The 26,530-nt window shown below is 65.7% G+C and carries 27 protein-coding genes and 1 tRNA gene; 19 read left to right on the top strand and 9 right to left on the bottom strand.

All coding sequences use genetic code 11. From position 1 onward, the window contains the following. Nucleotides 1–9: 9 nt before the first annotated feature. Nucleotides 10–600: a ribonuclease H family protein gene (locus tag A3K89_RS22535; RefSeq protein WP_084423995.1), complete on the bottom strand. Its 591-nt coding sequence runs from the start codon at nt 598–600 to the stop codon at nt 10–12. 113 nt (nt 601–713) lie between these two features. Here A3K89_RS22535 and A3K89_RS22530 point away from each other — a divergent pair, with 113 nt between their 5' ends. The 4 genes from A3K89_RS22530 (at nt 714) to A3K89_RS22515 (ending at nt 4,362) form a co-directional block, all read left to right on the top strand. After that, nucleotides 714–1,745 carry an acrylyl-CoA reductase family protein gene (locus tag A3K89_RS22530; protein ID WP_068430965.1) on the top strand — a complete coding sequence of 344 codons (1,032 nt, stop codon included), beginning with the start codon at nt 714–716 and terminating at the stop codon, nt 1,743–1,745. A gap of 32 nt (nt 1,746–1,777) precedes the next feature. Next, nucleotides 1,778–2,719: a DNA-3-methyladenine glycosylase family protein gene (locus A3K89_RS22525; RefSeq protein WP_068430960.1), complete on the top strand. Its 942-nt coding sequence runs from the start codon at nt 1,778–1,780 to the stop codon at nt 2,717–2,719. Between the two features lie 102 nt (nt 2,720–2,821). Next, on the top strand, nt 2,822–3,337 hold the full coding sequence (locus A3K89_RS22520; protein ID WP_068431091.1) for a VOC family protein: 516 nt from the start codon (nt 2,822–2,824) through the stop codon (nt 3,335–3,337). 83 nt (nt 3,338–3,420) lie between these two features. Further along, a complete protein-coding gene (locus tag A3K89_RS22515; RefSeq protein WP_068430957.1) occupies nt 3,421–4,362 on the top strand; it encodes an aldo/keto reductase in 942 nt (313 codons plus the stop codon). Here the strand turns inward: A3K89_RS22515 and A3K89_RS22510 are convergent. Then, on the bottom strand, nt 4,337–4,741 hold the full coding sequence (locus tag A3K89_RS22510; protein WP_068430954.1) for a hypothetical protein: 405 nt from the start codon (nt 4,739–4,741) through the stop codon (nt 4,337–4,339). The two genes, A3K89_RS22515 and A3K89_RS22510, sit on opposite strands and share 26 nt — an antisense overlap. 136 nt (nt 4,742–4,877) lie before the next feature. Here A3K89_RS22510 and A3K89_RS22505 point away from each other — a divergent pair, with 136 nt between their 5' ends. The 3 genes from A3K89_RS22505 to A3K89_RS22495 all read left to right on the top strand — a co-directional run bounded on the left by A3K89_RS22505 (nt 4,878) and on the right by A3K89_RS22495 (nt 7,255). Then, on the top strand, nt 4,878–6,098 hold the full coding sequence (locus tag A3K89_RS22505) for a multidrug effflux MFS transporter (protein WP_157105417.1): 1,221 nt from the start codon (nt 4,878–4,880) through the stop codon (nt 6,096–6,098). Next, nucleotides 6,049–6,537, top strand: coding sequence for a DUF309 domain-containing protein (locus tag A3K89_RS22500; RefSeq protein WP_068430947.1), 489 nt, complete (start codon nt 6,049–6,051; stop codon nt 6,535–6,537). The genes A3K89_RS22505 and A3K89_RS22500 overlap by 50 nt, the downstream gene beginning before the upstream one ends. An 82-nt stretch (nt 6,538–6,619) precedes the next feature. Then, nucleotides 6,620–7,255 (top strand): hypothetical protein, encoded by a 636-nt coding sequence (locus tag A3K89_RS22495; protein ID WP_254303636.1) that lies wholly within the window; start codon nt 6,620–6,622, stop codon nt 7,253–7,255. A 25-nt stretch (nt 7,256–7,280) separates the two neighbouring features. Here the strand turns inward: A3K89_RS22495 and A3K89_RS22490 are convergent, their stop codons facing one another. After that, nucleotides 7,281–8,042: a deoxyribonuclease IV gene (locus A3K89_RS22490; protein ID WP_068430944.1), complete on the bottom strand. Its 762-nt coding sequence runs from the start codon at nt 8,040–8,042 to the stop codon at nt 7,281–7,283. A 76-nt stretch (nt 8,043–8,118) separates the two neighbouring features. On the opposite strand from A3K89_RS22490, the gene A3K89_RS22485 reads away from it, so the two are divergent. The 5 genes from A3K89_RS22485 (at nt 8,119) to A3K89_RS22465 (ending at nt 15,770) form a co-directional block, all read left to right on the top strand. Beyond that, entirely contained in the window at nt 8,119–8,850 is a 732-nt protein-coding gene (locus A3K89_RS22485) for an ABC transporter ATP-binding protein (RefSeq protein ID WP_068430941.1), read from the top strand. Nucleotides 8,851–8,872: 22 nt separating this feature from the next. Continuing rightward, nucleotides 8,873–11,410, top strand: coding sequence for an ABC transporter permease (locus A3K89_RS22480; protein WP_084424005.1), 2,538 nt, complete (start codon nt 8,873–8,875; stop codon nt 11,408–11,410). A gap of 130 nt (nt 11,411–11,540) precedes the next feature. Next, on the top strand, nt 11,541–14,087 hold the full coding sequence (locus tag A3K89_RS22475) for a non-ribosomal peptide synthetase (RefSeq protein WP_068430934.1): 2,547 nt from the start codon (nt 11,541–11,543) through the stop codon (nt 14,085–14,087). Between the two features lie 125 nt (nt 14,088–14,212). Then, nucleotides 14,213–15,103 (top strand): alpha/beta fold hydrolase, encoded by an 891-nt coding sequence (locus A3K89_RS22470; RefSeq protein ID WP_068431085.1) that lies wholly within the window; start codon nt 14,213–14,215, stop codon nt 15,101–15,103. Nucleotides 15,104–15,119: 16 nt separating this feature from the next. Then, a complete protein-coding gene (locus tag A3K89_RS22465; protein WP_068430931.1) occupies nt 15,120–15,770 on the top strand; it encodes an LON peptidase substrate-binding domain-containing protein in 651 nt (216 codons plus the stop codon). Between the two features lie 47 nt (nt 15,771–15,817). Here the strand turns inward: A3K89_RS22465 and A3K89_RS22460 are convergent. Then, a tRNA-Met gene (locus tag A3K89_RS22460) sits at nt 15,818–15,891 on the bottom strand. Nucleotides 15,892–16,046: 155 nt separating this feature from the next. Between A3K89_RS22460 and A3K89_RS22455 the strand changes: the two genes are divergently transcribed. Then, complete coding sequence (locus A3K89_RS22455) at nt 16,047–16,670, top strand: ClpP family protease (RefSeq protein ID WP_068430928.1); 624 nt, start codon at nt 16,047–16,049, stop codon at nt 16,668–16,670. A gap of 5 nt (nt 16,671–16,675) precedes the next feature. Further along, nucleotides 16,676–17,266: a ClpP family protease gene (locus A3K89_RS22450; RefSeq protein ID WP_068431082.1), complete on the top strand. Its 591-nt coding sequence runs from the start codon at nt 16,676–16,678 to the stop codon at nt 17,264–17,266. Here A3K89_RS22450 and A3K89_RS22445 read toward each other — a convergent pair. Both A3K89_RS22445 and A3K89_RS22440 read right to left on the bottom strand, forming a co-directional pair. Then, nucleotides 17,263–17,610, bottom strand: coding sequence for a helix-turn-helix domain-containing protein (locus A3K89_RS22445; RefSeq protein ID WP_068430925.1), 348 nt, complete (start codon nt 17,608–17,610; stop codon nt 17,263–17,265). The two genes, A3K89_RS22450 and A3K89_RS22445, sit on opposite strands and share 4 nt — an antisense overlap. A gap of 9 nt (nt 17,611–17,619) precedes the next feature. After that, nucleotides 17,620–18,195 (bottom strand): DUF998 domain-containing protein, encoded by a 576-nt coding sequence (locus A3K89_RS22440; RefSeq protein ID WP_068430922.1) that lies wholly within the window; start codon nt 18,193–18,195, stop codon nt 17,620–17,622. A gap of 182 nt (nt 18,196–18,377) precedes the next feature. Here A3K89_RS22440 and A3K89_RS22435 point away from each other — a divergent pair, with 182 nt between their 5' ends. Beyond that, nucleotides 18,378–19,733 (top strand): ABC1 kinase family protein, encoded by a 1,356-nt coding sequence (locus A3K89_RS22435; RefSeq protein ID WP_068430919.1) that lies wholly within the window; start codon nt 18,378–18,380, stop codon nt 19,731–19,733. Between the two features lie 29 nt (nt 19,734–19,762). On the opposite strand, the gene A3K89_RS22430 is transcribed toward A3K89_RS22435, so the two are convergent. Then, entirely contained in the window at nt 19,763–20,752 is a 990-nt protein-coding gene (locus A3K89_RS22430) for an NADPH:quinone oxidoreductase family protein (RefSeq protein WP_068430917.1), read from the bottom strand. An 87-nt stretch (nt 20,753–20,839) separates the two neighbouring features. On the opposite strand from A3K89_RS22430, the gene A3K89_RS22425 reads away from it, so the two are divergent. Both A3K89_RS22425 and A3K89_RS22420 read left to right on the top strand, forming a co-directional pair. After that, entirely contained in the window at nt 20,840–21,526 is a 687-nt protein-coding gene (locus A3K89_RS22425) for a dienelactone hydrolase family protein (protein ID WP_068430914.1), read from the top strand. After that, the gene (locus tag A3K89_RS22420; protein ID WP_068430912.1) at nt 21,513–22,391 is read left to right on the top strand and encodes an amidohydrolase family protein; all 879 of its coding nucleotides are present in this window, start codon (nt 21,513–21,515) and stop codon (nt 22,389–22,391) included. The genes A3K89_RS22425 and A3K89_RS22420 overlap by 14 nt, the downstream gene beginning before the upstream one ends. Here A3K89_RS22420 and A3K89_RS22415 read toward each other — a convergent pair. Beyond that, nucleotides 22,388–23,218 carry an alpha/beta hydrolase gene (locus A3K89_RS22415; protein ID WP_068430909.1) on the bottom strand — a complete coding sequence of 277 codons (831 nt, stop codon included), beginning with the start codon at nt 23,216–23,218 and terminating at the stop codon, nt 22,388–22,390. The two genes, A3K89_RS22420 and A3K89_RS22415, sit on opposite strands and share 4 nt — an antisense overlap. A 146-nt stretch (nt 23,219–23,364) precedes the next feature. On the opposite strand from A3K89_RS22415, the gene A3K89_RS22410 reads away from it, so the two are divergent. Beyond that, on the top strand, nt 23,365–24,483 hold the full coding sequence (locus tag A3K89_RS22410; RefSeq protein WP_068430906.1) for an alkane 1-monooxygenase: 1,119 nt from the start codon (nt 23,365–23,367) through the stop codon (nt 24,481–24,483). Between the two features lie 61 nt (nt 24,484–24,544). On the opposite strand, the gene A3K89_RS22405 is transcribed toward A3K89_RS22410, so the two are convergent. Then, the gene (locus A3K89_RS22405; protein ID WP_068430903.1) at nt 24,545–25,735 is read right to left on the bottom strand and encodes an ATP-binding protein; all 1,191 of its coding nucleotides are present in this window, start codon (nt 25,733–25,735) and stop codon (nt 24,545–24,547) included. A gap of 388 nt (nt 25,736–26,123) precedes the next feature. Between A3K89_RS22405 and A3K89_RS22400 the strand changes: the two genes are divergently transcribed. Next, complete coding sequence (locus tag A3K89_RS22400; protein WP_254303635.1) at nt 26,124–26,495, top strand: alpha-isopropylmalate synthase regulatory domain-containing protein; 372 nt, start codon at nt 26,124–26,126, stop codon at nt 26,493–26,495. Nucleotides 26,496–26,530: the final 35 nt, after the last annotated feature.

The raw sequence follows: 26,530 nt of genomic DNA, 5'->3' as shown, positions 1-26,530 counted from the left end.
ACTTGCGGCCTAGAACAGGGTCGCAACCTCGTCGAGGTCGGCGTCGTTCCGTGCATTAGATGCATTTGCCTTCAGGGCGGGAGTAGCGGGAGTAGACCTCGCGACCGCCACCGCAGCCGACGTGGCCGCCGTGGATGTACCCGCCGTGGATGTACCCGCCGTGGACTTGCCCGCAGCCGCAGCACGCGCAGCTTCACCGGCGAGCGCGTCGGCGGCTTCGTTGAAGTGGTTGCCGACGTGACCACGAACCCAGCGGAATCGGACGGGGCCTGCGCGCTCCGTGATCGCGCGATCGATGTTCATGACGAGATCGAGGTTCTTGACGGGCGACCCGCCTGCCGTCTTCCACCCCTTGCGCTTCCATCCGGGCAACCACTCGGACGCACACTTGATGGCGTACTGCGAATCGGATTCGATCAACAACGGCTCATCGCCCGGATGCGCGACTATTGCTTCGAACAGAGCGCGAAGCTCGGCGATCTGGTTGGTACCCGACGCTTCTCCACCGGAGTTGCTGGGGCCCGTGTGATTCACCCAGGCCCACCCGATGGCGCCACCCGGATTACGCAGACACGAGCCGTCAGTACTCACGATGATCACGACACAGGACCATACTTCGACCCACCGACAAAGAACAGACGCCGCGCATGAAATCGGCGTCGCTCCTCTGAATTACTGTGGGACACATCCGCGAAACGAAAGGACCTCCTGTCGTGACCGTTCCCTCGTCGTTCAGTGCCCTGGTTGCCCGCGAAGTCGCACACGAACCGGACGCATCCCGAATCGAACTCGCGAAGGAGACGGTCGACGAGACCTTCCTTCCCCGTCGCGACGCACCCGCGGTCACGATCGCCGTCGAGTATTCGAGCGTCAATTTCAAGGATGCGCTCGCCATCACACCGAAGGGTGGTGTGGTCCGCGACTATCCGATCGTCCCGGGTATAGACATCGCCGGAACCGTCGTCGAGTCCGCTGCCGACGACATCTCCGTCGGACAGAAAGTCGTCGCCCACGGATACGACATCGGCACCGGGCAACACGGCGGCTACGCCGAATACGCGCGAGTACCGGCAGACTGGGTCGTTCCTCTCACGACACTGTCGACGCGCGACGCCGCCGCGATCGGTACCGCCGGCTTCACCGCCGCGATGAGCGTCGAAGCCCTGCTCACCCACGGGATCCGACCGGACGACGGCCCCATCGTCGTCACCGGCGCCAGCGGTGGCGTGGGAAGCGTCAGCGTCGATCTGCTGTCGGCGGCGGGCTTCGAAGTCCACGCATCGAGCGGCAAGAAGGATGCCGTCGACCTGTTGACCAGCCTCGGAGCAGCGCACGTGATCGGCCGCCTCCCCGAAGATCCCGACGCGAAGCCGCGACCGCTCGGCCGTGCCGAATGGGCGGGCGCCGTCGACTGCGTCGGAGGAAAGACGCTCGCGCACGTTCTGTCGACCACGCGGTACGCAGGCGCCGTCGCCGCGAGCGGGTTGACCGGCGGCGCAGGCTTGGCGACGACGGTTCTGCCCTTCATCCTGCGAGGCGTCGCACTGCTCGGCATCGACTCCGTCCAGCGGCCCATCGAGAAGCGTCGAGCAACCTGGCAGCAACTCGAATCGACGCTGCGCCCACGTCGTCTCGATCAACTCGTCACCGAAGTCCCTGTCTCGAATGTGCATGCGGCGTTGGACGACATCTCGCGGGGAGGTGTCACCGGCCGAACGGTGGTCGCAGTGGCCGGCGGGTTCTGACTGTCGGTCCCGGCCGATATCCTGGTGATCCCATGCTGTCGTCAGGTCCTCTTTCCGCCACCGACTCGGTGCACGCCGAGTTCGTCTCCGACCGGCCACTGGACATGCTCTTGTCCATGTCGCCGCTACGTCGGGGTCGCACCGACCCCACCTACGAGCGCGACGCCTCCGGGTCCGTGTGGCGCACATCACGATTCGAGTCCGGGCCGGTCACCTACCGGCTCACGCAGACGTCGAGGCATTCGGTCGCAGCCACCGCATGGGGCCCGGGGGCGTCCGAATTCCTCGAATCACTGCCGGCGCTCGTCGGCGCGGACGACGACGCGTCGGAATTCGCGCCGGAGCATCCCACGCTGAAAGAAGCACATCGTCTGTTTCCCCACCTGCGCCTCGGACGCACGGGCCGCGTGATGGAAGCTCTCGTTCCGGCGATCCTCGAGCAGCGCGTGCACGGCCTGTCCGCGTTCGCGTCGTGGCGGACGCTCGTCACCAAGTTCGGCGATCGCGCTCCCGGGCCGACACCGAAGCCGATGTTCGTCTCGCCGACGCCCGACGTGTGGCGTCGAATCCCGTCGTGGGAGTACCACCTCGCGAACGTGGACCCGGCGCGGTCCAAGACCATCGTCCGGTGCGCGCAGGTCGCGAACCGTCTCGAGCAGGCGTCGTCGATGAGCCCCGCGGACGCGATGAAACGCCTTCGCGCCGTTCCGGGCGTGGGCATCTGGACCGCCGCCGAGGTAGCGCAACGCGCCTTCGGGGATCCCGACGCGTTGTCGGTCGGCGACTACCACCTGTCGGCCGTCGTCGGCTGGTCGCTCCTGGGACGACCCATCGACGATGCCGAGATGATCGAGTACATGAAACCGCTTGCGCCGCACAGGCATCGGGCCGTCCGATTGCTCGCCGCAAGCGGCAAGGCCATCAAACCGAAGTTCGGGCCCCGCACTCCGCTCGTCGATCACACCTGGCACTGACGCCCTCCCCTACGCGCGAACCCCCTTGCGCATCGGTGACGCAGGTGTATTCTTGGTTGAAGGTTCAACTTGGCCGTCATCACTCCAGTTCTCGAGGTGCTCATGTCCATCCAACGTCTCAACCACGCAGTTCTGTACGTCAGGAACGTCGAGAAGTCCGTCGCGTTCTACACCGACGTCCTCGGTTTCCGGACGAAGATGACCATGGGCTCCAGCGCGGCGTTCCTCCAGGCAAGTGCGAGCTCCAACGATCACGACCTCGGCCTGTTCCAACTCGGCGACGCCGCAGGACCGAGCAGCGCCGGACGCTCCACCGTCGGCCTCTACCACCTTGCGTGGGAGGTTCAGACGCTGGCCGATCTTGCCGATCTCGCGCAGAAGCTCTCTGCCGCAGGTGGTCTCGTCGGTGCGTCGGACCACGGCACGACCAAGAGTCTGTACGGTAAGGACCCGGACGGCATCGAATTCGAGATCGTCTGGCTCGTTCCGCTGAACCTGATCGACGACGCGGCCGTCGAGGCGAGCAAGTCCATCCGCCCTCTCGATCTGCAGGCCGAGATCGATCGATACGGCATCGACACACCCAGTGGCGTCGGCGTGTCGAGTCCCGTGAGCTGATCGCTCCAAGTTCGGCGGGGAACAACACCTCCACGGGTACGCGTTGTGCAAGCGAGATAGTTCGCTGCGATAAGGAGTCCACAGTGGTTGCCATAGGAAACTCGAACCTCGACATCTTCCCCCTCGCACTCGGTGGAAACACCTTCGGTTGGACGAGCGACGAAACGTCGTCGTTCGAGATCTTGGACGCCTTCACCGCAGGTGGCGGTAACTTCATCGACACCGCGGATTCGTATTCGGCGTTCGCCGACGGCAATTCCGGCGGCGAATCCGAGACGATCATCGGCAACTGGACGGCGGCACGCGGCAACCGCGACGACGTCGTCATCGCCACCAAGGTGAGCCAGCACCCCGAGTTCAGAGGTCTCGCACCCGCCAACGTGAAGGCCGCGGCGGAGGCGTCGCTGAAGCGTCTGCAGAGCGACCACATCGACGTCTACTACGCCCACTACGACGACGAGAACACGCCGCTCGTCGAGACGCTCGCCGCGTTCGACGAGCTGGTCAAGGACGGAAAGGTTCGCTACGTCGCCATCTCGAACTACTCGCCGGACCGCATCCGCGAATGGCTGTCACTCGCCGAGCAGAACGGTTTCTCGGCACCCGTTGCGCTGCAGCCGCACTACAACCTCGTGACTCGTCGCGAGTACGAGACCGAACTCGCCTCTCTCGCGGCCGACAACAATCTCGGTGTGTTCCCGTACTTCTCGCTCGCCGCAGGGTTCCTGACCGGCAAGTACCGCACCCGTGAGGATCTCGAAGGTCAGGCACGCCAGAAGTTGGCGTCGGGCTACTTCACCGACGAGGGCTTGAACGTGGTCGACGCCCTCAGCGAGATCGCCGACGCCCACGACGCCGAGATCTCGTCCGTCGCGCTCGCGTGGTTGCTGGCGCAGCCGACCGTCACCGCGCCGATCGCGAGCGCCAGCAAGATCTCTCAGCTCCCGGCCCTGCTCGCCGCTCCCGCGTTGGCACTGTCGACCGACGAGGTCGCACGGCTCACCGAGGTTTCCGACCGGATCTAGTTCGCGGTCTCGAGCCGAGAGACAGACGCGCACGGATGAAGTGGATGGTGCCGTCGGGGATCAGGAACGACTCCTCGACCCCGACGGTCACCAGCTTTCTTCCGAACATCCCCGCGTCGATCACGAACGTCGCGTGCACCGTGTCGCCGTCCTCGGTCAACGCGATGTCGCGAATGTCCACAATCGCACGGTAGTAGAAGGCCGTGTTCAGACCCTTTTTCAACCCAGGGCCGGAAAAGCCGGTAGTGACACCGTTTTCGACCCGACGCGCTCCGGGCGCGAACTGGACCGCGCTCGCGTCGTGCGACGCCAGTGCATCGATGTAAGCCCGCGCCACTGCTTGCCGTGTCGACGCCGACTCAGGACTGTCCCCCTCCACGATCGTGACTGTAGTTCGACTTCGTCACACCGGGAACAGAACGACAGGCCTCGTTGCTGAGGGTTGGGTGTCCCACGCCACCGAACAAGCCACGACAGCGTCAGCGACGACGACCGAGCCCACCTCCGCCGAACGGATGCGCATCATCCTCGTCCTCGGCGCGCTGATCGCCCTCGGCCCGCTGACGATCGACATGTATCTCCCCGCACTGCCGTCGATCGTCGACGATCTGAACTCGTCCTCGGCCGCGGTGCAGCTCACGCTCACCGGCACGTTGATCGGTCTCGCCCTGGGCCAGCTCGTCATCGGCCCGCTGTCCGACATCGTCGGACGCCGTCTGCCGCTCATCGCAGGCACTGCCATTCACATCGTGGCATCGCTGCTGTGCGTCGTCGCACCGAACGTCGCCGTGCTCGGCGTGTTCCGCGGCCTGCAAGGTCTCGGTGCGGCAGCCGCGGCCGTCGTCGCGATGGCTGTCGTGCGTGACCTCTTCACCGGCCGCGCAGCCGCGACGGTTCTGTCGCGGCTGATGCTGGTCATGGGCGTCGCGCCCGTGCTCGCGCCGTCGATCGGTGGCGGCATCCTGCTCGCCGGGTCGTGGCGTTGGGTCTTCGGCGTTCTCGCGGTGCTCGGCGTCGCACTCCTGATCGTCGCGGTGTTCGCACTGCGCGAGAGCCTTCCGCCGGAGCGTCGCCGCAGCCGCGGCATCATGCCCGTCGTCCGCACGTACGGCGGTCTGCTGCGCGACGGCCAGTTCCTGGTGCTCGTCCTCGTCGCTGCTCTCGCGATGTCGGCCATGTTCGCCTACATCGCCGGGTCGTCGTTCGTGCTGCAGGAGGAGTTCGGCCTCAACGAGCAGCAGTTCGCGATCGTCTTCGCGCTCGGAGCCATCGCCCTCATCGGCGCATCGCAGCTCAACGTCGTGCTGCTCGGCCACTTCACCCCCGTCCGCATCGTCATCGCCGCGTTGTCGACGGCAGTGGTGTCCGCACTCGTCATGACGGTCATCGCGCTGGCAGGCGTCGGCGGCATGTTCGGCTTCCTGATTCCGCTGTGGTTCGTCCTCGGCGCAGTCGGCTTCGTCATGCCGAACGCCCCCGCGCTCGCACTGTCGCGCCACGGTGAAGCAGCCGGTACCGCGGCTGCCCTGCTCGGCGCCGCGCAGTTCGGGTCCGGCGCGATCATCGCTCCGGTCGTCGGCGTGCTCGGCAACGACAACGTGGCAGTATCGGTCACGATGGTCGGCGTCTCGGCGATCGCTCTCGTCGCGCTGATCGCAGTGACCCGAGCTACCAGGAGAACCGAGAGTGCCAGCGCAGAACGACAGACCGAGCAGGGAACGGGACTCGGCCGGTAAACCGCAGAACGCGCGTCCCCGCGACGGCCTGGGCAGGCCGCTTCCGCGGGGAGCCGTCGGCGTCGATCGCATTCCCGACGACCTGAGGCTCCCTCCCGACGAGGCCATCACTCGCGCTCAGGAACTTCTCGACGGCGGCATGCCCTTCCACGCGCACGAAATTCTCGAAGGAACGTGGAAGGACGCCCCCGAAGCCGAGCGGATGCTGTGGCAGGGACTCGCTCAGCTGGCCGTCGGCCTCACTCATCTCCTTCGCGGCAATGCCGTCGGCGCTCGATCCCTCCTTGGCCAGGGCCACGACCGCATCCGTGATCACGAGGCCGATCCGCCCTACGGACTCGATATCGCAGGCCTTCTGCACTGGTCCGACACGCTGGTCGACGCTCTCGAGGCCGGTCGCGTCCCGGACTCGCCCGCCGTGCCGCAGCTTCGTCGCTGATCCCTCGTTCGCGCATCGAAACAGTGATCGCTATTGTGGCGAGAGGTTAGGTAAGGCTTTCGGAACAGAAGGAGATCCGGCGGTGACCGTGCAGACAGCAGCAGCGCAGATCCCGTACTGGGTTGCGGTGCTCACTCCCGAGGAGCGCTCGTTCGGAAGCCGTCGCAGCGACCCGAGAATCGACACCATCTCCTCGTCCGTCGTCACCAACACGCGCACGCAATGGGCGGGCCCGCAGCACCCGTCCGCGACGACTCTGCTGACCGCCCTGGCCGCGACCGTCGGGGCATGGCAGAGCGATCGTTGCCGCAGCTGCACGTCCGGCGTCCTCGTCGACATCGACGGCCCGGGTGGCCAGTTCTTCCCGGTGCGCCTTCCGTGCACCGGTGACGCGCACTCCCTTCTCGAGGAAGTTCGCCGACGCGTCGCCGCAGCACCCAACGGTGGGCGTGACTACCCGGCCGCGAAGTACCGACTGAATTCTCCGGCGCTGAATCGCAGGTCCGGCGCCCAGATCTCGTTCCGCGTCGGCACGGAGATAGAAGCTCGGGGCGACGACTCCCTGACGCACAGCCTCGCCGTCACGTGCGACGTCGTCGAGGTCGACGGAGTCACGATGGTGGACACCGCTTTTCGCTGGAACTGCCGAGTGTTCACCCGCGCCGACGTCGACGACTTCGAGCGCTTCTGGGAGAAGACACTCGCAGTCTTCGTATGAGGCCTGTTCGTGTGAGCCTGTTCGTCTAGCCCTTCAGGTACTGCACGTCGGCGGCGAGACCGTCGGCGGGTGTCTCCAGGATCACCGGGGCCCCGGCCGCCTCGGCCACTGCCTTGAGTACCTCGGCGTCGATCGTGCCGTCGGCGAGGTTGGCGTGACGGTCTCGCGCCGAATCGAACTCGTCGCGTGAATTGTTCAGGTGCACGAGGTCGATGCGTCCAGTGATGGCCTTGACCCGATCGACGACGCCGACCAGTTCCTCGCCACCGGCCCACGCGTGGCACGTGTCGAGGCAGAATCCGGCACCGAATTCGCCGACGGCATCCCACAGCCGCGCGATGTCGTCGAACCGTCGCGCCATCGCGAAGTCGCCGCCTGCGGTGTTCTCGATGAAGATCGGCACCCCGAATCCGCCGTCTTTCGCCTGCCGCTCGAACAACTTGCGCCAGTTCTCGAAGCCCTTCGCGGTGTCCTCGCCGTCGCGCACATGCCCGCCGTGCACGACGAGACCGATCGCACCGATCTCGGCAGCAGCCGCAGCCTGCTCGATGACGGCTTTGCGGGACGGAATGCGAATGCGGTTGTTCAGACTCGCGACGTTCAGCACGTACGAGCTGTGGACGACGACGTCGACCTCGCTGTCGCGGAGCTGTTCGCCCTGCGGATGAGGTTCGAGTTTGTTCCACTTCTGCGGGTCGGTGAGGAACATCTGGACCAGGTCGACGCCGAGGCTCTCCGCGGAGCCGAGCGGATCGTTGCTGTCGCGGACGTGTGCTCCAATGCGCATGAGTCCAATAGTAGGAGCGACTTCTCAGGGTGTCCCCCGATAGTGCGACGACCGAAAGCAGGGAACACTGTCCTGCATGACTGAAATCGCCGCCAGCGCGGTCGCACTGTCCAAGACGTACGGCACCGGAGACACACAGGTTCACGCGCTGCGCGACGTGAGCGTCCAGTTCGCGCGCGGCGAGTTCACCGCGATCATGGGACCGTCGGGTTCCGGCAAATCGACGTTGATGCACTGCCTCGCCGGATTGGACACGGCGTCGTCGGGCATCGTCACGATCGGTGACACCGAACTGACCGACCTGTCCGACAAGCAGATGACCGGATTGCGCAGGGACAGAATCGGTTTCGTGTTCCAGTCGTTCAACCTCGTCCCGACGCTGACGGCGCTGGAGAACATCACCTTGCCGCTCGACATCGCCGGCCGCACGCCGGACGAGGAGTGGCTCGACACCGTCGTCACCCGGCTCGGTCTGACCGACCGGCTGGGTCACCGCCCGAGCCAGCTGTCCGGTGGACAGCAGCAGCGCGTCGCGTGCGCCCGTGCGCTCGTCGGGCGCCCCGACATCGTCTTCGGCGACGAGCCGACCGGCAATCTCGATTCGCGCTCCTCGGGCGAGGTCCTCGGCATTCTGCGGACCGCAGCCGATGAGTTCGACCAGACCGTCGTTATCGTCACGCACGACCCCCGCGCTGCCAGCTACGCCGACCGCGTCGTGTTCCTCGCCGACGGTGCGGTCATCGATCATCTCGCCGACCCGACCGCCGAGGCCGTGCTCGACCGCATGAAGCAGCTGGAGACGGTCTGACATGTCGCGCACTCACAACCCCATGCGCAAGGTGTCGCTCAGAAATCTTGCCGCACACAAGGTTCGACTCGCGCTGACCGTGCTGTCGGTCGTGCTCGGCACCGCGTTCGTGTCGGGGTCGTTCGTCTTCACCGACACGCTTCAGCGCACCTTCTCGTCCATCTTCTCCGACACCGCGCAGGGTGCCGACGTCCGCGTCAGCGCGCAGGAAGCCGGGTCGAGCGGGGTACCGGTCGACGACGCGAATGTCATTGCAGCCCTTCCGAACGTGCGCGCGGTCGCACCGTACGTGGGCGGACAGGTCGTGCTCCTCGGCAAGGACGGCGCCGCGGTGCAGACCGGAGGCGCGCCGACGGTGGGCGAGGCCTACCTGGCCGACGATCGACGCCTCGGCGACCCCGCCGTCTTCGTCGCAGGAACAGCGCCCACCGCACCCGGCCAGGTCGTCGTCAACGAAGGCGGCGCAACGAGATCCGGACTGACCGTCGGCGACGCGACGCAGGTCCTCGTACCGTCCAAGGGCACCGTGGACGTGACCATCGTCGGCATCTACGACACACCCGTCGAATCCGGCGGATACATCGGCCTGCAGTTCTACGAGTCGCAGGCCGACGAATTGTTCACCGACGGCACGCACGTGCAGTACTACGACGTTGCGGGCGGTGATACTGCCGGAAACGACCTTGCGGCACAGGGTCTTACCCAGAGCGATCTGCGCGACGAGATCGCCGCCGCCCTTCCCGACCTGAAAGTACAGACGGCCGACGAGGTGCGTGACGAGGCGCAGGCCCAGGTCGAGACCGCGCTGTCGTTCGTGAACTACTTCCTGCTGGCGTTCGGCGGGATCGCGCTTCTCGTCGGCACATTCATCATCTACAACACCTTCTCGATGATCGTCGCGCAACGCGTCCGCGAACTCGCACTGCTGCGGGCGATCGGTGCCAGCCGCGGCCAGGTGAGCCGATCGGTCGTGCTGGAGGCCCTCGTCGTCGGAATCATCGGTAGCGCACTCGGATTCGCAGGAGGCGTCGGTCTCGCATACGGCCTACGGGAGCTACTCAACGCATTCGATCTCGGATTACCCTCGGGCACACTGGCTCTCGAACCCCGAACGGTGATCGTCGCGTTCGCCGTCGGCATCGTCGTCACCGTTCTGAGCGCGTACGCGCCCGCGCGGCGTGCCGCGAACATTCCACCCGTCGCCGCCATGCGGGAGGAATTCGCGTCCACCGGCGACAGTCTGCGCGTGCGCACAGTCGTCGGCGCAGTACTCGGTGTGCTGGGTCTGCTCGCCCTCGTCGTCGGGGCGCAGTCGACCGGCGGTGGCGCCGCCGCGACCGTCGGAGTCGGTGCGGTTGCCGTCATCGTGGCCGTCGCACTCGCCGCACCGTCGCTGTCCAGGCCGATCGTCGGCGCGCTGGGCGCCGTGCTGACCAGGCCGTTCGGCGCCATCGGACGCCTCGCGCGAACCAACTCGGTGCGCAATCCGCGGCGCACGGCAGCAACCGCGTTCGCACTGATGCTCGGTCTGATGCTCGTCTCCGTCATCGGGGTGCTCGGCTCGACCGCCAAGGCGAGCGTCGACGCGCTCGTCGACAACGGCATCGAAGCCGACTACATCTTCAGCGGGCCGCCGTCGATCGGCGTGCCGACGGGCGCGGGACGGGCCGCACGGGACGTCCCCGGCGTCGAACGCGTCGCGATCCTGCATCCCGTGTCGGTGAAGATCGACGACGAGCAGGCGTTCGGCGTCGCCCTCGAAGGCAGCCCCGACGGTCTCTTCGATCAGAGCGTCGTGGCGGGATCCGGCGAACAGACGCCGAACAGCATCGGCGTGTCCGAGTCGGCGTCGAAGAACAACGACTGGCCGCTCGGGTCGACCATCGACATGGTCTCGCTCGACGGCAAGTCCGTCTCGGTCGAGGTGACGACGATCTTCGCCGACAACCCTCTCGTCGGCGACTGGATCCTGTCCGACGACGTCTACCAGGCAGTCACGCCGGGAGTCGTGCGCTCGGACATCGCCGTCCTGATCGGCGCGGCACCGGGCACCGACCTGGGTCAACTGCGTGCCGATCTCGAGAACGCAGTGAAGCCGTTCGTCGTCGTCCAGGTGCAGGACCGCGAGGAGTTCAAGGGCGCGCAGAGTCAGCAGATCGACACGTTGCTCGCCGTGCTCTACGGCCTGCTCGCCCTCGCGGTGGTCATCGCGATCCTCGGCATCGTCAACACGCTCGCGCTGTCCGTCGTCGAACGACGTCGCGAAATCGGCATGCTGAGGGCCGTCGGCATGCAGCGTCCGCAGGTCAGGCGCACGATCTATCTCGAATCGATGCTCATCGCCCTGTTCGGTGCAATCGTCGGACTGATCCTCGGCGTCGTCTTCGGCTGGGGCTTCGTGCGGACTCTGCGCGACGAAGGACTCGGCGTCCTGACCATTCCATGGGGACAGATGGTCGGCATGCTGGTCGGTTCGGCCGTCGTCGGCATCGGAGCCGCGTTGCTCCCGGCGATCCGGGCCGCGCGCACCCGCCCACTGGAGGTGATCAGCGAGGCCTGACGAGGCCCGAACAGCGCCACCAATTGCCGGAAAACGGACCACCCAGTTACCGTGAACGTGTAAAACAGACCGAAGGATGGTTTAGTGCACGATTACTGAGTGGTCCGTCGGCAGTGGCAAGGGGAGGCGCATGTCGGTCCAGGAAAGCACGGCGCGCGAGGCCGATCGACGCTTCAACGAGACTCTCGCGCCTCTGAGCAGGCCCGACGTCCGCGACACCGTTCTCGGCCGTCTCTGCGAGGTCGCCCACGCAATGCCGTCCGCAACGGCCGTGGTGACCGACGACGGGTCCATCACGTTCGACGATCTGATGCACCGCACGTATGCGGTCGCCCGCAAGGTCGTGACCTTCGCGCCGACCGAAGCAGAACCCGTCGCCGTCGAGACCTCGTCGACGATCGACGCAGTGGTCCTGATGCTCGCGGTGTTCGCGTCGGGCAGGGTCCTTGTTCCACTCGACCCCCACCTGCCCGAAGCGCGCCGGGAACAGATCGTCGCGCAGTCCAGCGCCCGACGCCTCGCAATCGAGGACGTCGACGGCATCGAGGTGTCGTCGGTGCCGCTCCCGATGGTCACCGGAAACCACATCGCACTCATCGCGTTCACGTCCGGATCTACCGGTGCCGCGAAAGGCGTACTGCTCAGCAACCGCATGTGCCTGAGCAAGGCGTACGAAGTGAGCTCCACTCTGGGATTGTCCGGACGCCACCGCGTCGGGAATGCTCTTCCCGTCAGTTTCGGTGCAGGCATCAACACGTTGCTGGCCGGCATCCTCAGCGGCGCGCAGGTGCACTGTCGCGATCCACGGGCCGCGCATGCCGTGGAGTTCACCGACTGGGTCACCCGGAACGAGTTGACGACGCTGCATTGCTCGCCGTCCCTCGTTCGCGCGATCGCGGGCATTCCTTCCGATACGCGTCGGTTTCCGTCGCTGCAGTACGTGATCACCTACGGCGAAGCTCTGCATGCACGTGACGTGGTCGCTTTTCGGCACGAATCCGACTGTGCCGCAACGTTCGTGAACTGGTACGCCACCACCGAGGCGGGTGCCGTCGCGCGGATGCACTACGTCCCCGGCGCTCCGCTTCCCGACGGGTTTCTCGACGCGGGCAGGTGCCCCGGAGGCAAGAGCATCGACATCGTGCGATCCGACGGCGTTCTCGCCAGGCCCGGTGAGGTCGGGCAGGTCCGAGTCACCGGAGACTGCTTCGCCGACGGCTACCTCGACATGCCCGATCAGACCGCGCGTCGATTCTCCGTCGACTCCGGCCGACAGCGTTACTGGACAGGCGATCTCGGCCGCATCGACGAACGTGGCGTCCTGCACCTCGTCGGCCGGATCGACGACGCGGTCAAGATCCGCGGCTATCTCGTCGAACCCGCCGAGGTCGAGAGCGCGGTGCGATCGCTCGACGGCGTCACGGACGCGGTCGTCATTGCGTCCGAGGACAATTCGGCTCTCGAACTCGCCGTGTTCTTCGTCGGGGACTCGATCACCGACACGGACGTGCGCGGCGCTCTCCGCGAGACGCTGCCGGACTGGATGGTGCCGAAGTTCGTCACCCGGCTCGATGCGATTCCGCGCACGGATCGCGGCAAGGTCGACCGGGCCTCGCTCCCACCCATACCTCCGACGGATCGACACGGCGCGGCGGCGTCGTCTGAAACCGTGCTGTCGGGCGCGACCGAGTACTGGCTCGCGATCATCGTCACTCGCGAGTTGGAGTTGACGACACTGCATCGCGACGCGGACTTCGCCGAACTCGGCGCCACGTCGTTGGTGACGACGCGCATCCTCGTCGAGATCCGGCAGGCGTTCCACGTGGAACTGTCCCCGGCCGACCTCGTCAGTGCGATGACGGTACGTCGCCTGGCCGAGTTGATCGACCGACGGCTCGCCGCGGCCGATCGCAGCAGGGGACCGAAGAACCCGATGCTCGTACCGCTTCGTGAGGAAGGGACGGGAGCGCCACTGTTCGTCGTCGCGGGTGCAGGTGTTCCTGCCGTGGGCCTCGCCCCGCTCGCGAAACGACTGACCGGCCGCCCGGTGTACGCGTTGCAGGCCAGGGGCCTCGACACCCGTGCGCTCCCGCATCGCACGATCTCCCGGGCCGCGCGGGCCTATGCTCGCGAGATCCAGAAAGTGCAGCCTCACGGGCCCTACACGCTGGCCGGGCACTCGCTCGGGGCCTGGATCGCGCTCGAGATGGCGCACGTCCTCGAATCGCACGGTGAGACCGTCGAGCGTGTCGTGCTGCTCGACCCACGCCTGTACCAGTGGCTGCTGAACAAGGTGCCGGGAGGCGGAGAGCATCTCGAAGCAGCGCCACCGGACCCCTATTCGGAAAGCTACAAGCCCGGTTTTCGGGCCGTCGCCCGTCAGTGGGCACAGGTCGCGACCGCCGGACTCGTCCGGTTCCGAACCACCGAACGTTGGCTCGCGTTCGGCATCATCGGAGCGATGGCACTGCGCAGACATACGCCGAAGCCGTGGGACGGGTCGGTGACCGTCGTCGTCACCGAGAGCAACACCGCTGACCGCCGGTCGTGGGAAGTCCTCGCCCCGGGACGCCTGGATATCGAACAGATGCCGGGTGAGCACATCGGGCTGGTGCGCGAACCGGTCGTGAGCAAGGTCGCCGAGGTCATCGACCGCACCCTCGAGTCCGACCGGTGACGCTCACGGCCGCCATCGCGGCGCATCGCGGCTTGACCTGTTCACCACCGGCCGAGACGCGTACGTTGGGCCAGGACACTGTGAGTCTGCCGAACGTCGATGCGCTGGAGGGGGTGCAACGGGCCATGAGCGAGTACCAGCTCGACTGCGTGGAGCTGCACAAGGACGTGCTCCGTTACGTCGACGAGGGCGACGGTCCGCCGGTCGTTCTGGTGCACGGCCTGCTGGGGTCACACCAGTCCTGGGCAGGTCAGATCGAGCGCCTGTCCGAGAAGTACCGCGTCATCGCACCTGACCTCTTCGGTCACGGGAGCTCGGACAAGCCGTCCGGCGACTATTCGTTGAGCTCGCACGCGGCCACCATCCGTGACCTGCTGGACCATCTCGAGATCGAGTCCGCACCGATGGTCGGACATTCACTCGGTGGCGGCATCGTCATGCAGGCGACGTACCTGTTTCCCGAGCGCGTCGACCGGCTCGCGCTCGTCAGCAGCGGAGGGCTGGGACCCGAGGTATCGCTCCTCCTCAAGGCGGCGACGCTTCCCGGCAGCGAGTTGGTACTGCCCCTCCTCGCGTCGGACTGGGTACGCAAGAACACCGAGAACGTCGTCGGCCAGCTGAACCGGTGGGGTCTCCCCGTCCGGCCGGGCAAGAGCCTGAACGAGACGTGGCGCGCGTTCAAGACCGTGTCGGACAAGCGTTCTCGCGAAGCATTCCTTGCGTCGACTCGTGCCGTCGTCGGCCCGCGTGGTCAAACCGTCAGCGCCAAACAACATTTCGACAAGTTCGAAGGTATGCCGTCCTTGCTGATCTGGGGTGGCCGCGACCGGATGATTCCCGCGTCGCACGCCGACAGCATTCGGCGTGAGGTGCCGGCGTCACGCGTCGAGATCTTCTCGTCGGCCGGGCATTTCCCGCAGCTCGACGAGCCCGACCTGTTCTACCGCGTGCTCGACGAGTTCCTCGCCGCGAACGCTGTCCCTCGATTGCCCACCAGCACAGCGGCATCGGACTGACGGCAGACTCACGACCATGACCGTGACTCCGATGTTCCCGCTCGGCAGCGCACTGCTGCCCGGTGAGCGCTTGCCCCTGCACATCTTCGAACAGCGGTACCAGGACATGCTGCGCGACTGCTTGGCGACGGAGGACCCGAGCTTCGGCGTCGTGTTGATTGCGCGCGGTAGAGAAGCGGGCGGCGGCGATGTGCGGTACGACGTGGCGACGAAGGCTCGCATCGTCGGTCACCGAGACATCGGCGGCGGACGGCACCTCATCGAGTGCGTCGGAGCCGAGCGGATCCGCGTCGACGTCTGGCTCGAGGACGACCCCTATCCACGGGCCGATGTGCGCGCGTGGCCGGACGAGACGTCGGGCGCACCTCCCCGATCTCCGCTCGCTGCACTGGAATTGGATGTACTACGCGACAAGATCGACGAGATGTACCGACTCGTCGGCAAACTCGCGGCCGCCGAGAATGCCGCGGCGCCTCCCGCGCCGAGCTTCTCCTCACTTCCGGACGATCCGGGAGAGCGCCTGTTCCTGCTCGCGTCACAGGTGCCGATGGGCGAATCGGACCGGCAGACCATCCTCGAAGCACCGGGACCCGGCGAGAGGCTCCGTGCGCTGCTCGACGCCATCGACACGGCCACGGACATCGTCCGGTTCCGTCTGCAGGGGTGAAAGCAAGAACCCCGGGAGGCTGATGCTTCCCGGGGTTCTTCTATTTGTAGCGGGGACAGGATTTGAACCTGCGACCTCTGGGTTATGAGCCCAGCGAGCTACCGAGCTGCTCCACCCCGCGTCGTTGTTCCTCTACCGTACATGCCCTATCCACCTAACGCCCAATCGCCTGGTCAGAGCGGTTCTGCCGACAGCGATTCTGCCTCGGGCAGAGAATCCTTCCCTCCAGGGCCTGTCGCTTTCAGTCTGGTTCTCGTACCGACCGAAAGGACTGATATGACCCCCATGATGAACGACGGCGACGCACCTGGCGCCTCGCCGTTCGACGACCAACTGTCCTCCCGGCTGCTCGACCAACGCATCGTCGTGCTCGGCGCCGCGGTCGACGACGCGATCGCGAACCGCATCTGCGCGCAGCTTCTGTTGCTGTCGGCGTCCGATCCACGGCGAGACATCAGCCTTTACATCAACTCTCCCGGCGGATCCGTCAGCGCGGGTCTGGCGATCTTCGATACGATGCGGCTCGTTCCGAACGATGTGTCAACGCTCGCAATGGGTTTCGCGGCCAGCATGGGCCAGTTCCTGCTGTCCGCGGGAACGAAGGGCAAGCGGTACAGCCTGCCGCACGCTCGAATCATGATGCATCAGCCGTCGGCCGGGATTCGTGGCACCGCCGTGGACATCGAAATCCAAGCCGAGAATCTCGAGTACACGAAGGCGTTGATGCACAAGCTCAATGCCGAGCATTCCGGGCACGACGTCGACACCGTCACCGCGGACTCCGAGCGTGACCGCTGGTTCACCGCCGAACAGGCACGCGCGTACGGTCTCGTCGACACCGTCGTCACCACGCTCGACGACATCAGACCATCGGCGTCGAAACCGAAAGTGGGGCTGTGAATCTCATGGGTCAGTACACGATTCCCACCGTCGTCGAACGCACGCACAGCGGCGAACGGGCATACGACATCTACAGCCGTCTACTCAGCGAGCGGGTCGTCTTCCTGGGGACGGAGATCGACGACGGCGTCGCCAACGTGATCATCGCCCAGCTGTTCCATCTCGAGTCCGACAACCCCGACGCCGACATCAGCCTCTACATCAACTCGCCCGGTGGATCGTTCACGGCGATGACGGCCATCTACGACACGATGGAGTACATCCGGCCGGACGTGTCGACGTTCTGCGTCGGGCAGGCCGCGTCGGCCGCCGGTGTCCTGATGGCGGCGGGAGCCGCGGGCAAGCGAATCATGTTGGCGCACGCACGAGTTCTGTTGCATCAGCCGTCGGGCGGCGGCGAGGGCGTCATCTCGGATCTGTCGCTGCAGCGGGACGAGATCGTTCGCGTCCGCTCGGAGATGGAGACCATCCTCGCCCGTCACACGGGGCAGAACCCCGAGATCCTCCGGCGCGACACCGACCGGGACAAGATCTTCTCGGCGACCGAAGCAGTCGAGTACGGGCTCGCGGATCACATCGCACAGTCGAGGAACTAGGCCGCCATCATCGTCACCGGTGCCGGACCACGCGAGACTCGTCGGAGCGGCGACGCCCCGGCGAGCTCGCGGCCCGTCAAGATCATCAGGTGCGACGGCTTGATCTCCAAAGCGCCGCACAGCGCCGACAGGACCTCCGACGACGCCTCCTTGCGGCCACGCTCGATCTCCGACAGGTAGGGCGTCGACACGCGGGCTTCCGACGCCACGTCGTCGAGGGTGCGTCCCTGGTCCTGCCGCAGACGACGCAACACCTTGCCCATGCCGTCGCGCACGAGAGGTTCCGAGGCGTCCTCTGGACGACGCAGTGGCACTACCGGTGCGATCTCGTTCGTGTCGGCCATGGCCTCAGGCTAGGAGTGCGGACGTGTGTCCGCCGGACTATCGACAACTTTTCTGCTGACGGCAGAACGCACCAGAGCGACTGCGGTGAGGATCTCCCAGCCGACGAAGGTGTCGATCCCGATCCTCTCGGCCAAGCCCACCGGACCGACGCCGGCGATCAGTAGAACCGACCCCGCAGATCCGACGACCCCCAGACCGATGCTCGCAGCCCGATACCAGCGTGGGCAGTCCGGCACGCCCGTTCCGACGAGGATCGGAATCAGATTGCCTGCACCGATGGCCGCGATCGCGCCTGCCACGTGGACACCTGCGTTCTCTGCGCTGGTGTGTACTGCGGCCACGAGAAGACTGCCGACCGAATACGTTGCGATTGCGCCCAGGTACACCCGGCGGCGCCGACGCCGCAGCACGGGGGCGGAGGCCCAGCCTGCGATCGCCACCGACACTGCGGACACGCAGAACGCGGCGTTCATGACCACATGCGCCGGTGACGCCGGAACGCCCAATTGACTGACGGTGTCGCGGAGATGGTCGTACCCGTCGTACCGGCTCGACGCCCACGCCTCCGCCAGCAGATACTGCACGCCCGCGACACCGAAGAGAGCGGCTGCGGCAGCAGCGCGGCCTGGTCGAATGCGGTGGATGGTGCGCTCCTGTTCTTCTGGTCATTCCGCAGGTCCGGGTGGGCTGTGACCGTCTCTTACCGGTAGGTACAGTCGACTGCGATTCGGATGGCGGAAATGTGGAGAATCTCACAAGGGGTGGCATGACCAGCGGCATTACGGCGACACGGGTCTCGCCTCCTCCTCTGCGCACGTTTGGCGTCCGCGAATTCCTCCGCCTCGTCGTGATCGGCGCTGTCCTCGTTTTCTACCAGGTGATCGCCGTCGGCAAATGGATCGGACGGCCGCGACGCGGGTGGGCGGTCCATGCGTCGGAAGGCGTCGTCGACGCGTTCTTCGCGCTCGGGCCGACATTCGTGAAGGTCGGGCAGTTGATGGGGTCGTCGCCCGGGTTGTTCCCGAAGGTCCTCGCCGACACCTGCCTGCGATGTCTCGACGAAGTGCCGCCGTTCCCCGCGGCCCAGGCGCGATCCGTCATCGAGGCCGACCTCGGGCGTAGTACCTCCGAGCTCTTCCAGCTGTTCGACGACGTTCCGCTGTCGTCGGCGTCTGTCGCGCAGGTGCATCGATGCGTGCTGCACGACGGCAGGGAAGCCGTCATGAAGGTGCAGCGCCGCGGCATCTACCACCGCATGAAGGTCGATCTGCGTATCGCATACGTGTTCGCGCGTGCGCTCGAGAAGTACATCGCGTTCTTCTCCACGGCCAATGCGTCGGCGATCATCGTCGATCTGCATGCCGCCACCTTCGCCGAGCTGGACAGTGTCGTCGAGGCGCGTCGGCAAGCAGCGTTCCGCGCGGGGATCTCCGCGTTCGACGACAACAAGTTCGTCACCGCGCCCGAGGTGATCACCGAGTACTGCGGCAACCGAGTCATCTGCATGGAGCGCATGCACGGTTCGCCACTGGACCAATGCACGCCCGGCGTGGAGTCCGAGCTGATCGTGCGGCGCGCCGCCAAGGTGTGGATGGAAGCGCTCGTCCTGCACGGGTTGTTCCACGGCGACGTGCATGCGGGCAACGTCTGGGTGCTCGACGACGGCCGCGTCGCATTCCTGGACTTCGGCGTCATGGGCGAGATCGACGAGCAGTGGCGACTGCTGCTCCAGGATCTGTTCCATGCCACCGTCATCGACGGCGACTTCACCCGTCTCGCGGGCAGCGTGAAACGACTCGGCATCGTGTCCGACGACGTCGGCACCGACGCCGAAGTCGGCATGATCCTGCAGACCGTGTTCGCTCCGATGCTGTCGGATACGTTGGCGCACTTCAGTTTGACCGACTTCATCAAGGCGCTCGTCGGGATGGGCCAGCAGTACCGCACGTCGAGCCCGGAGGAGTTGATTCTCGTCGGCAAGCAGCTCGGCTACTTCGAGAGATACGCCATCGAACTGGCCCCGGACTGGGCTCTCGGCACGGACCCGTTCGTGTTCAAGAACGTGTTTCCGGCCGAGGTGGCAGCCCTGTCCCAGGCGAGGGGCATCGTCCTACCTGATTGAGGCAGGAGTGGAGCCCGCAGGAACGACCATCAAATAATCTGTAGTACCACTTTGCCTGCGGCCGTGCGGTTTTCGAGCGATGCGATGGCCTCGGCCGCCTTCTCGATCGGGAAGACCGACGGTTCCGGCGCTGTCAGCTTGCCGGACGCGAGCAGCGGCTCGAGCTCGGCCCACTGCGTCGCGAGGTAACCCGGACGCGTCATCCACCATGCGCCCCAGCCGACTCCGACGACGTCGACGTTGTTCAGCAGCAAACGATTGACCTTGACGGTCGGGATCTCGCCGCCGGTGAACCCGAGAACGAGAACGCGTCCCGACGGCGCCAGGCTGCGGATGCTGTCCGTGAAGCGGTCACCACCGACGGGATCGACGACGACGTCGACGCCCTTCCCTCCGGTGAGCTCCTTGACGGCGTCCTTCCAGCCGCGTCCGTTCTCGTCCTCGACCAGCACGACGTCGGTGGCACCCGCCGCGCGGGCGATGTCGGCTTTCGCCTGGGAGCTGACGACAGCGATGACTCGCGACGCACCGAGCACCGGTGCCATCCGCAGCGCCGACGTGCCGATGCCGCCCGCGGCACCGTGGACGAGGACGGTCTCGCCCTCGGTCAGTCTTCCGCGCTCGCGCAACGCGAAGTGCACGGTCAGGTCGTTGAAGAGGAGGCCGGCGCCTGCGGGGAGCGAGACGGCGTCGGGGAGCTTGAACACGGTGTCGGCGGACACGACGGCGACCTCGGCCATGCCGTCGGACAGGCCGGTCAGCGCGGCGACGCGGTCACCCGCGGCGAACCCCGAACCCTCGGGAGCCGAACGTACGACACCTGCGATCTCGCTGCCCGGTACGAACGGCAGTTCCGGCTTGTACTGGTACAACCCACGCGTCAGTAGTGCATCCGGGAATGCGACGCCCGCGGCGTGCACGTCGATGACGACCGCATCGTCACGTGCCGCAGGCTCGTCGATGTCGACGATCTCCACCGATTCCGGACCGTCGAGCCTCGTGATGTGTACCGCGCGCATACAGTGTCCTCTCCAGAGTGATGACGTGTGATGCAGCCTACAAAACCCCCGACCTGCGCACGGACCGGGTTGTGCTCCAATCGAGGTATGACCACTCCTCTCACCTTTCGTGAACCGTCCGGAGGCGCTGCACCCCGTGGTGGTGTCGTCGTGATCCAGGAAGCGTTCGGCGTCACCGACCACATCGTCGACGTCTGCCGACGCTTCGCCGACGCCGGGTGGGTTGCGGTCGCACCGCATCTGTTCCACCGGCAGAACAAGCAGATACACGACTACACCGACATGAAAGCCGCGATGTCGTCGATCGGTTCCTTGAAGGCCGACGAGGTCGACTCGGATGTCGACGCTGCGCTCGGAGGCTTGGCCGAGCGTGGGTTCGAGCCGACACAGTGCGCGATCGTCGGTTTCTGCATGGGCGGTACGGTCGCCTTCCATACCGCTGCCCGACGCCCCCTCGGTGCCGCCGCAACGTTCTACGGCGGCGGAATCGACAAGGGCCGCTTCGGATATCCGACGATGCTGAGCGTCGCCGATGCTCTGCAGACACCGTGGCACGGCTTCTTCGGCGATCTGGACAAGGGCATCCCCACCTCGGAGGTCGAACAGTTGCGCACCGCCGCGGCCACATCGCCGGTGGCTACCGACATCACCCGATACGCCCAGGGGGACCATGGATTCCACTGCGACGATCGCCCGGCGGTGTACAACGCCGACGCGTCGGCCGATGCGTGGTCCAAGACCCTCGACTGGTTCGACGCGCATGTCGCCCGCTGAGACCGTAGAGGTTCGGACGTTCTGGGAGGGCCTCGGCCTGCCCGGAATCTTCGACGTCCACACCCACTTCATGCCGAAGAACGTCATGGACAAGGTCTGGGCCTACTTCGACGCGGTAGGCCCCCTCACGGGGATGACCTGGCCGATCTCGTATCGTCACGACGAAGACGTGCGCTTGGAGACGTTGCGCGAGTTCGGCGTTCGCGGATTCACGTCGATGATCTATCCCCACAAGCCGGACATGGCCGCGTGGCTCAACGCATGGGGCGCACAATTCGCCGAGCGTACGCCCGACTGCGTGCACACGGCGACCTTCTATCCCGAGGAATCCGCCGGCGACTACGTCGCCGCTGCCATCTCGGGTGGTGCGCGAATCTTCAAATCGCACATCCAGGTCGGCAACTACTCGCCGAACGACCCGTTGCTGGATCCGGTCTGGGGTGCGATAGAGGATGCGGGGATACCCGTCGTCATCCATTGCGGGTCCGGGCCTGCACCGGGGACGTACACCGGACCCGGCCCGATCGACGCTCTGCTGCAGCGTTTTCCACGTTTGCCGCTCGTCATCGCACACATGGGCATGCCGGAGTACGACGACTTTCTCGACCTCGCCGACGCGTACTCGGAGGTCCGACTCGACACCACGATGGCGTTCACCGACTTCTCCGAGGCGGCGTGGCCGTTTCCACCGAGCAGCCGGTCACGGCTGGTGGACCTGCAGGATCGCATCTTGTTCGGCAGCGACTTCCCCAACATCCCGTACACCTACGCGGAGGCGTTGACCGCAGTCCAGCGACTCGACCTCGGCGACGACTGGGTGCGAGATGTCTGCTACTACAACGGAACCCGGCTCTTCGAGCGCTAGAGGCGTGGCTTCAGCCAGGCCACCAGGTCGTCGAGCACCTGCTGGCGCTCGGGTTCGTTGAAGATCTCGTGATAGAGGCCGTCGTAGATCTCGATCGTGAGATCCTTCGAGCCGGCTTTCTCGGCGATCATGCGGCTTCCCGCGACGTCGGCGAGCTTGTCCTCACTGCCGTGCTGCACCAGTACCGGCAAGGTGAGGGTGGGCAGCCGCGTCGGGAAGCTCTCGGTCGCGCCGACGAGACCGCCGGCCACACCGGCGGGGATCTTGCCGTGATGCACGAGCGGGTCGGCGTCGTAGGCGGCGACGACGGCCGGGTCCCGCGAGACGTCGGCCGAATCGAGCGTCTGCACCGGCACGCGCGGCGCGATCTTGCCGAGCACCTTGCCGATCGTGATCAGGATCTTCGGGGTGTCGTCGCCGACCACGGCGAAGGGTCCGGACAACATCAACGCGTCGAGCTCCGCTTGATACTCGAGTGCGTACGACAGCGCGATCGCGCCGCCCATGCTGTGGCCGAGGAGAAATGCCTTCTCGTCAGGATGCTCGGCACGCGCGATGCGGAACAGTTCGTGGAGATCGGTGATGTAATCGGACCAACTCTTCAGCTCCAGCCTCTTGCCGCCGGAACGTCCGTGGCCGCGGTGATCGATCGTGTACACCGTCAGACCGAGCTGGGTCAGGCGCTCGACGACCTCACGGTATCTACCTGCGTGTTCGCCGAGGCCGTGCGACAGAACGAGGAACCCCGTCGCGTTGTCGGGCGTGTGGACGTCGTAGACGATCCGTGTCCCGTGCACGCCCGTGAACGTCGATTCGCTGGTCTTCATGTGTTGTTCCCCTCACACAGGCGCCGGATTCGGTAATCCCACCACGGGGCTGCGGCGAAGTACAGGAGAGTAGTAGATTCGATGCGATAGTTAGAAAAGGTAATTTTTTCGATGCGTGACTTACGGCGAGGGGATGTGCAGCCCCGATGAACGCCACCCCCTCTGCGCCCGCTTTCGGATGGCGTGACCCCAAGCGATACCTCTGGCCGTTGGGTCTGGTCATCCCGCTGAGCCCCTTCTTGGCGTGGGGTCTAGTGGCGTGGCTCGGCCCCGGAGCATTCTGGGCGCTGGGGCTCATCATCATCGCCATCGTCGTCCCCCTGGTCGACGCGTTCGCCGGCGTGGACAAGTCCAATCCGCCGCTCGAGGTCGCCGAAGCCCTCGAGAACGACAGGTATTACCGCTGGTGCCTCTACCTGTTGATTCCATTGCAGTACGCGGGATTGATAGCGGCATGCTACCTGTGGGCTCACGGGCCGCTCGGTGTTCCGGAGCGGATCGGTCTGGCGGTGACGGTCGGCGTGGTCGGCGGTGTCGGCATCAACGCGGCGCACGAACTCGGTCACAAACGCGAGAACGTCGAGCGCTGGCTGTCCAAAGTCACTCTGGCGCAATCGTTCTACGGCCACTTCTACGTCGAGCACAATCACGGCCATCATGTACGCGTCGCGACCCCCGAGGATCCGGCGTCGGCTCGGTACGGCGAGAGCTTCTGGAAGTTTTTGCCGCGCAGCATGTTCGGCGGGATCAAGTCGGCGTGGGAGCTCGAACAGAGGCGCCTCGATCGCGTCGGCAAGAAGACGTGGACCGCGCACAACCACCTGTTCAATGCGCTCGCCATGTCGATCGTGGTGTTCGCGGCGTTGATCGCGATCTTCGGGTGGCAGGTTGCGCCGTATCTCGTTCTGCAGGCTGCCATCGCGGTGATCCTGTTCGAGGCCGCCAACTACCTCGAGCACTACGGCCTGTTGCGCCAGAAGACCAAGCGGGGGCGGTACGAGCGGACGAACCACACCCACAGCTGGAACAGCGATCACCTGTGGAGCAATCTGTTCCTGTACCACCTGCAGCGGCACAGTGATCACCACGCGAACCCGGTTCGGCGGTACCAGGCGCTACGGACGGTCGACGAGTCTCCGCAGCTTCCGGCCGGTTACGCGGTCATGATTTTCTGCGCGCTCGTTCCGCCGCTGTGGCGAAAAGTGATGGACCAGAGGCTGATCGACTACTACGACGGGGACATGGCGCGTATCAATGGCGGCTGACGCCACGTGCGCGCGAATGTATAGGGGGCTATACATTCGCGCGCACGTGCAGCGAAGCTGCCTATTCGTCCGTCTGCGCCCTCAGGTACCGCCCGAAGTGGGGGACCGTGAAGGCAATCGTTCCGCGCTCTGCCGAGTAGATCAGGCCCTTCTTGATCAGCCCGTCGCGCGCGGGGGACAACGACGCAGGTTTGCGCTTCAGCTCCGTCGCGACCGCAGCCGTCGGCACCGACGCGTCCTCCTCCGACAGGTCCGCCATCGCGCGCATGTACTCGCGTTCGGCGGGCGTCGCCCGTTCGTACCGTGAGCCGAAGAATCCGACGGCGAGTTCCTCCTCGGCCGTCGGCGCTGCGACACGCACGTCTTCCGCGGTGATCGGTGTTTCGGGCGCGAGATCCCACGTCGCTTTGCCGTACGCCTGCACGAAATACGGGTAGCCGTCGGCAGCCTCGTAGAGCGCATCGAGTGCCTCGGTGGTGAACTCGACGTCCTCGCGGTCGGCGGGCGCGATCAGCGCGAGATCGGCTGCCTTGCGTTCGAGCCGTCCGATGCGGTGGTAACTGAACAGTCGTTCCGAATAGCTCTTCGACGCGGACAGCACGGCAGGCAGATGCGGCAACCCGGCTCCGACGATGATCAGCGGGGCCGCGTCCTGACTGAGCTCGTGGCACGCCGCGCACAACGCCGAGATGTCGGCCGGGCCGAGGTCCTGCATCTCGTCGATGAAGATCGCGATGCCGACCCCGACGTCCCCCGCCAGCGTGGACGCGTCGAGCAGCAGTTCGACGAGGTCGATCTCGATGTCACCGGAATCGGCACGACCCGTCTTCGCCGGCACGTCGATGCCGGGCTGCCACCGCTCGCGCATGCCCTTGCCCGCCGACGCGCGCAACGCGAAAGCCTTGAGCACACCGAGGAATTCGTCGACGCGTTCCGGATCCCGATGCGACGCCGCGATGCCGCGCACCGCCATGTGCAGCGCCGACGACAACGGTCGTCGAAGCTCCTGATCCGGTCTCGCCTCGATCTTTCCCGTGCCCCACCCCCGCGCGCCGGCCGCTGATCGCAGCTGGTTCAGCAACACCGTCTTCCCGACGCCACGCAACCCCGTCAGTACGACGCTGCGTTCCGGCCTGCCGCGGGTGATGCGTTCGAGTACGACGTCGAAGGCGTCGAGCTGCTTGGTCCGACCTGCAAGCTCGGGCGGCCGCTGGCCTGCGCCGGGAGCGTAAGGGTTACGCACGGGGTCCATGAGGTCAAAGTAACAACACGACTAGGCGTTTATGCGGACATCTAGGTCGTGTTCTAGAGACCGCTATCGACGGCAATGAAGTTTCTCGGTGATTATCGACCTGTCTATCGCCGACCGTAGAGTGCGTTAGATCGGAAAATAGTGGTTGCATCGCCTTCCGAACCAGGTCTAGATTGGCGTTCGTGAAGAACATTCTCGTAGTACGCCGCCGTAGCGGGGTCTGATTCGGACCGACCCCTCGCTGCGGGTCAACGTGCTACCTCGGTCCTTCCTTCACATTTCGAGGACCACCTTCATGAACGCTCTCACCGCTCTTTCGTCGCCAGACTGCTTCGCCGCTCGTTACGGAACCCCTCTCCCGCGCGACCTTCGAACTCAGGCACAGGACATGAACTGGACTACTTTCAGCCAGACCTTCACGTCGACCGCCGGCCCGATCCGACTCGGCAGTTGGGAAGCCAGTGCCGCACGGGGTGGCCGAACGACGTTCGACGCCACATTCGGTATCGGAGATGCCATCCACACCGCGTCGGCGACGACGTACGGGCCGATCGACGCGTTGACGTCGATGCTCTACGACCTCGGCTGTCACGTCGAGATACTCGAATTCCACCAGCAGACACTCACCGAAGGATCGACGGCCACGTTCGTCGCGTTCGAGTGCGACGGTCACCGCGAGTGGTCGATGGCAATCGAGGCCGACGCATCGCTGTCGTCGGTTCGGGCCGTCATCGGTGCGGCGAACATGCTTCACCTGTAGGAGGCTCTATCGGTATCTAGCCCAAAAGCTAGATA

Source organism: Rhodococcoides kyotonense (assembly GCF_001645385.1).
Classification (GTDB): domain Bacteria; phylum Actinomycetota; class Actinomycetes; order Mycobacteriales; family Mycobacteriaceae; genus Rhodococcoides; species Rhodococcoides kyotonensis_B.
This window is presented reverse-complemented; position numbering and strand designations above follow the sequence as displayed.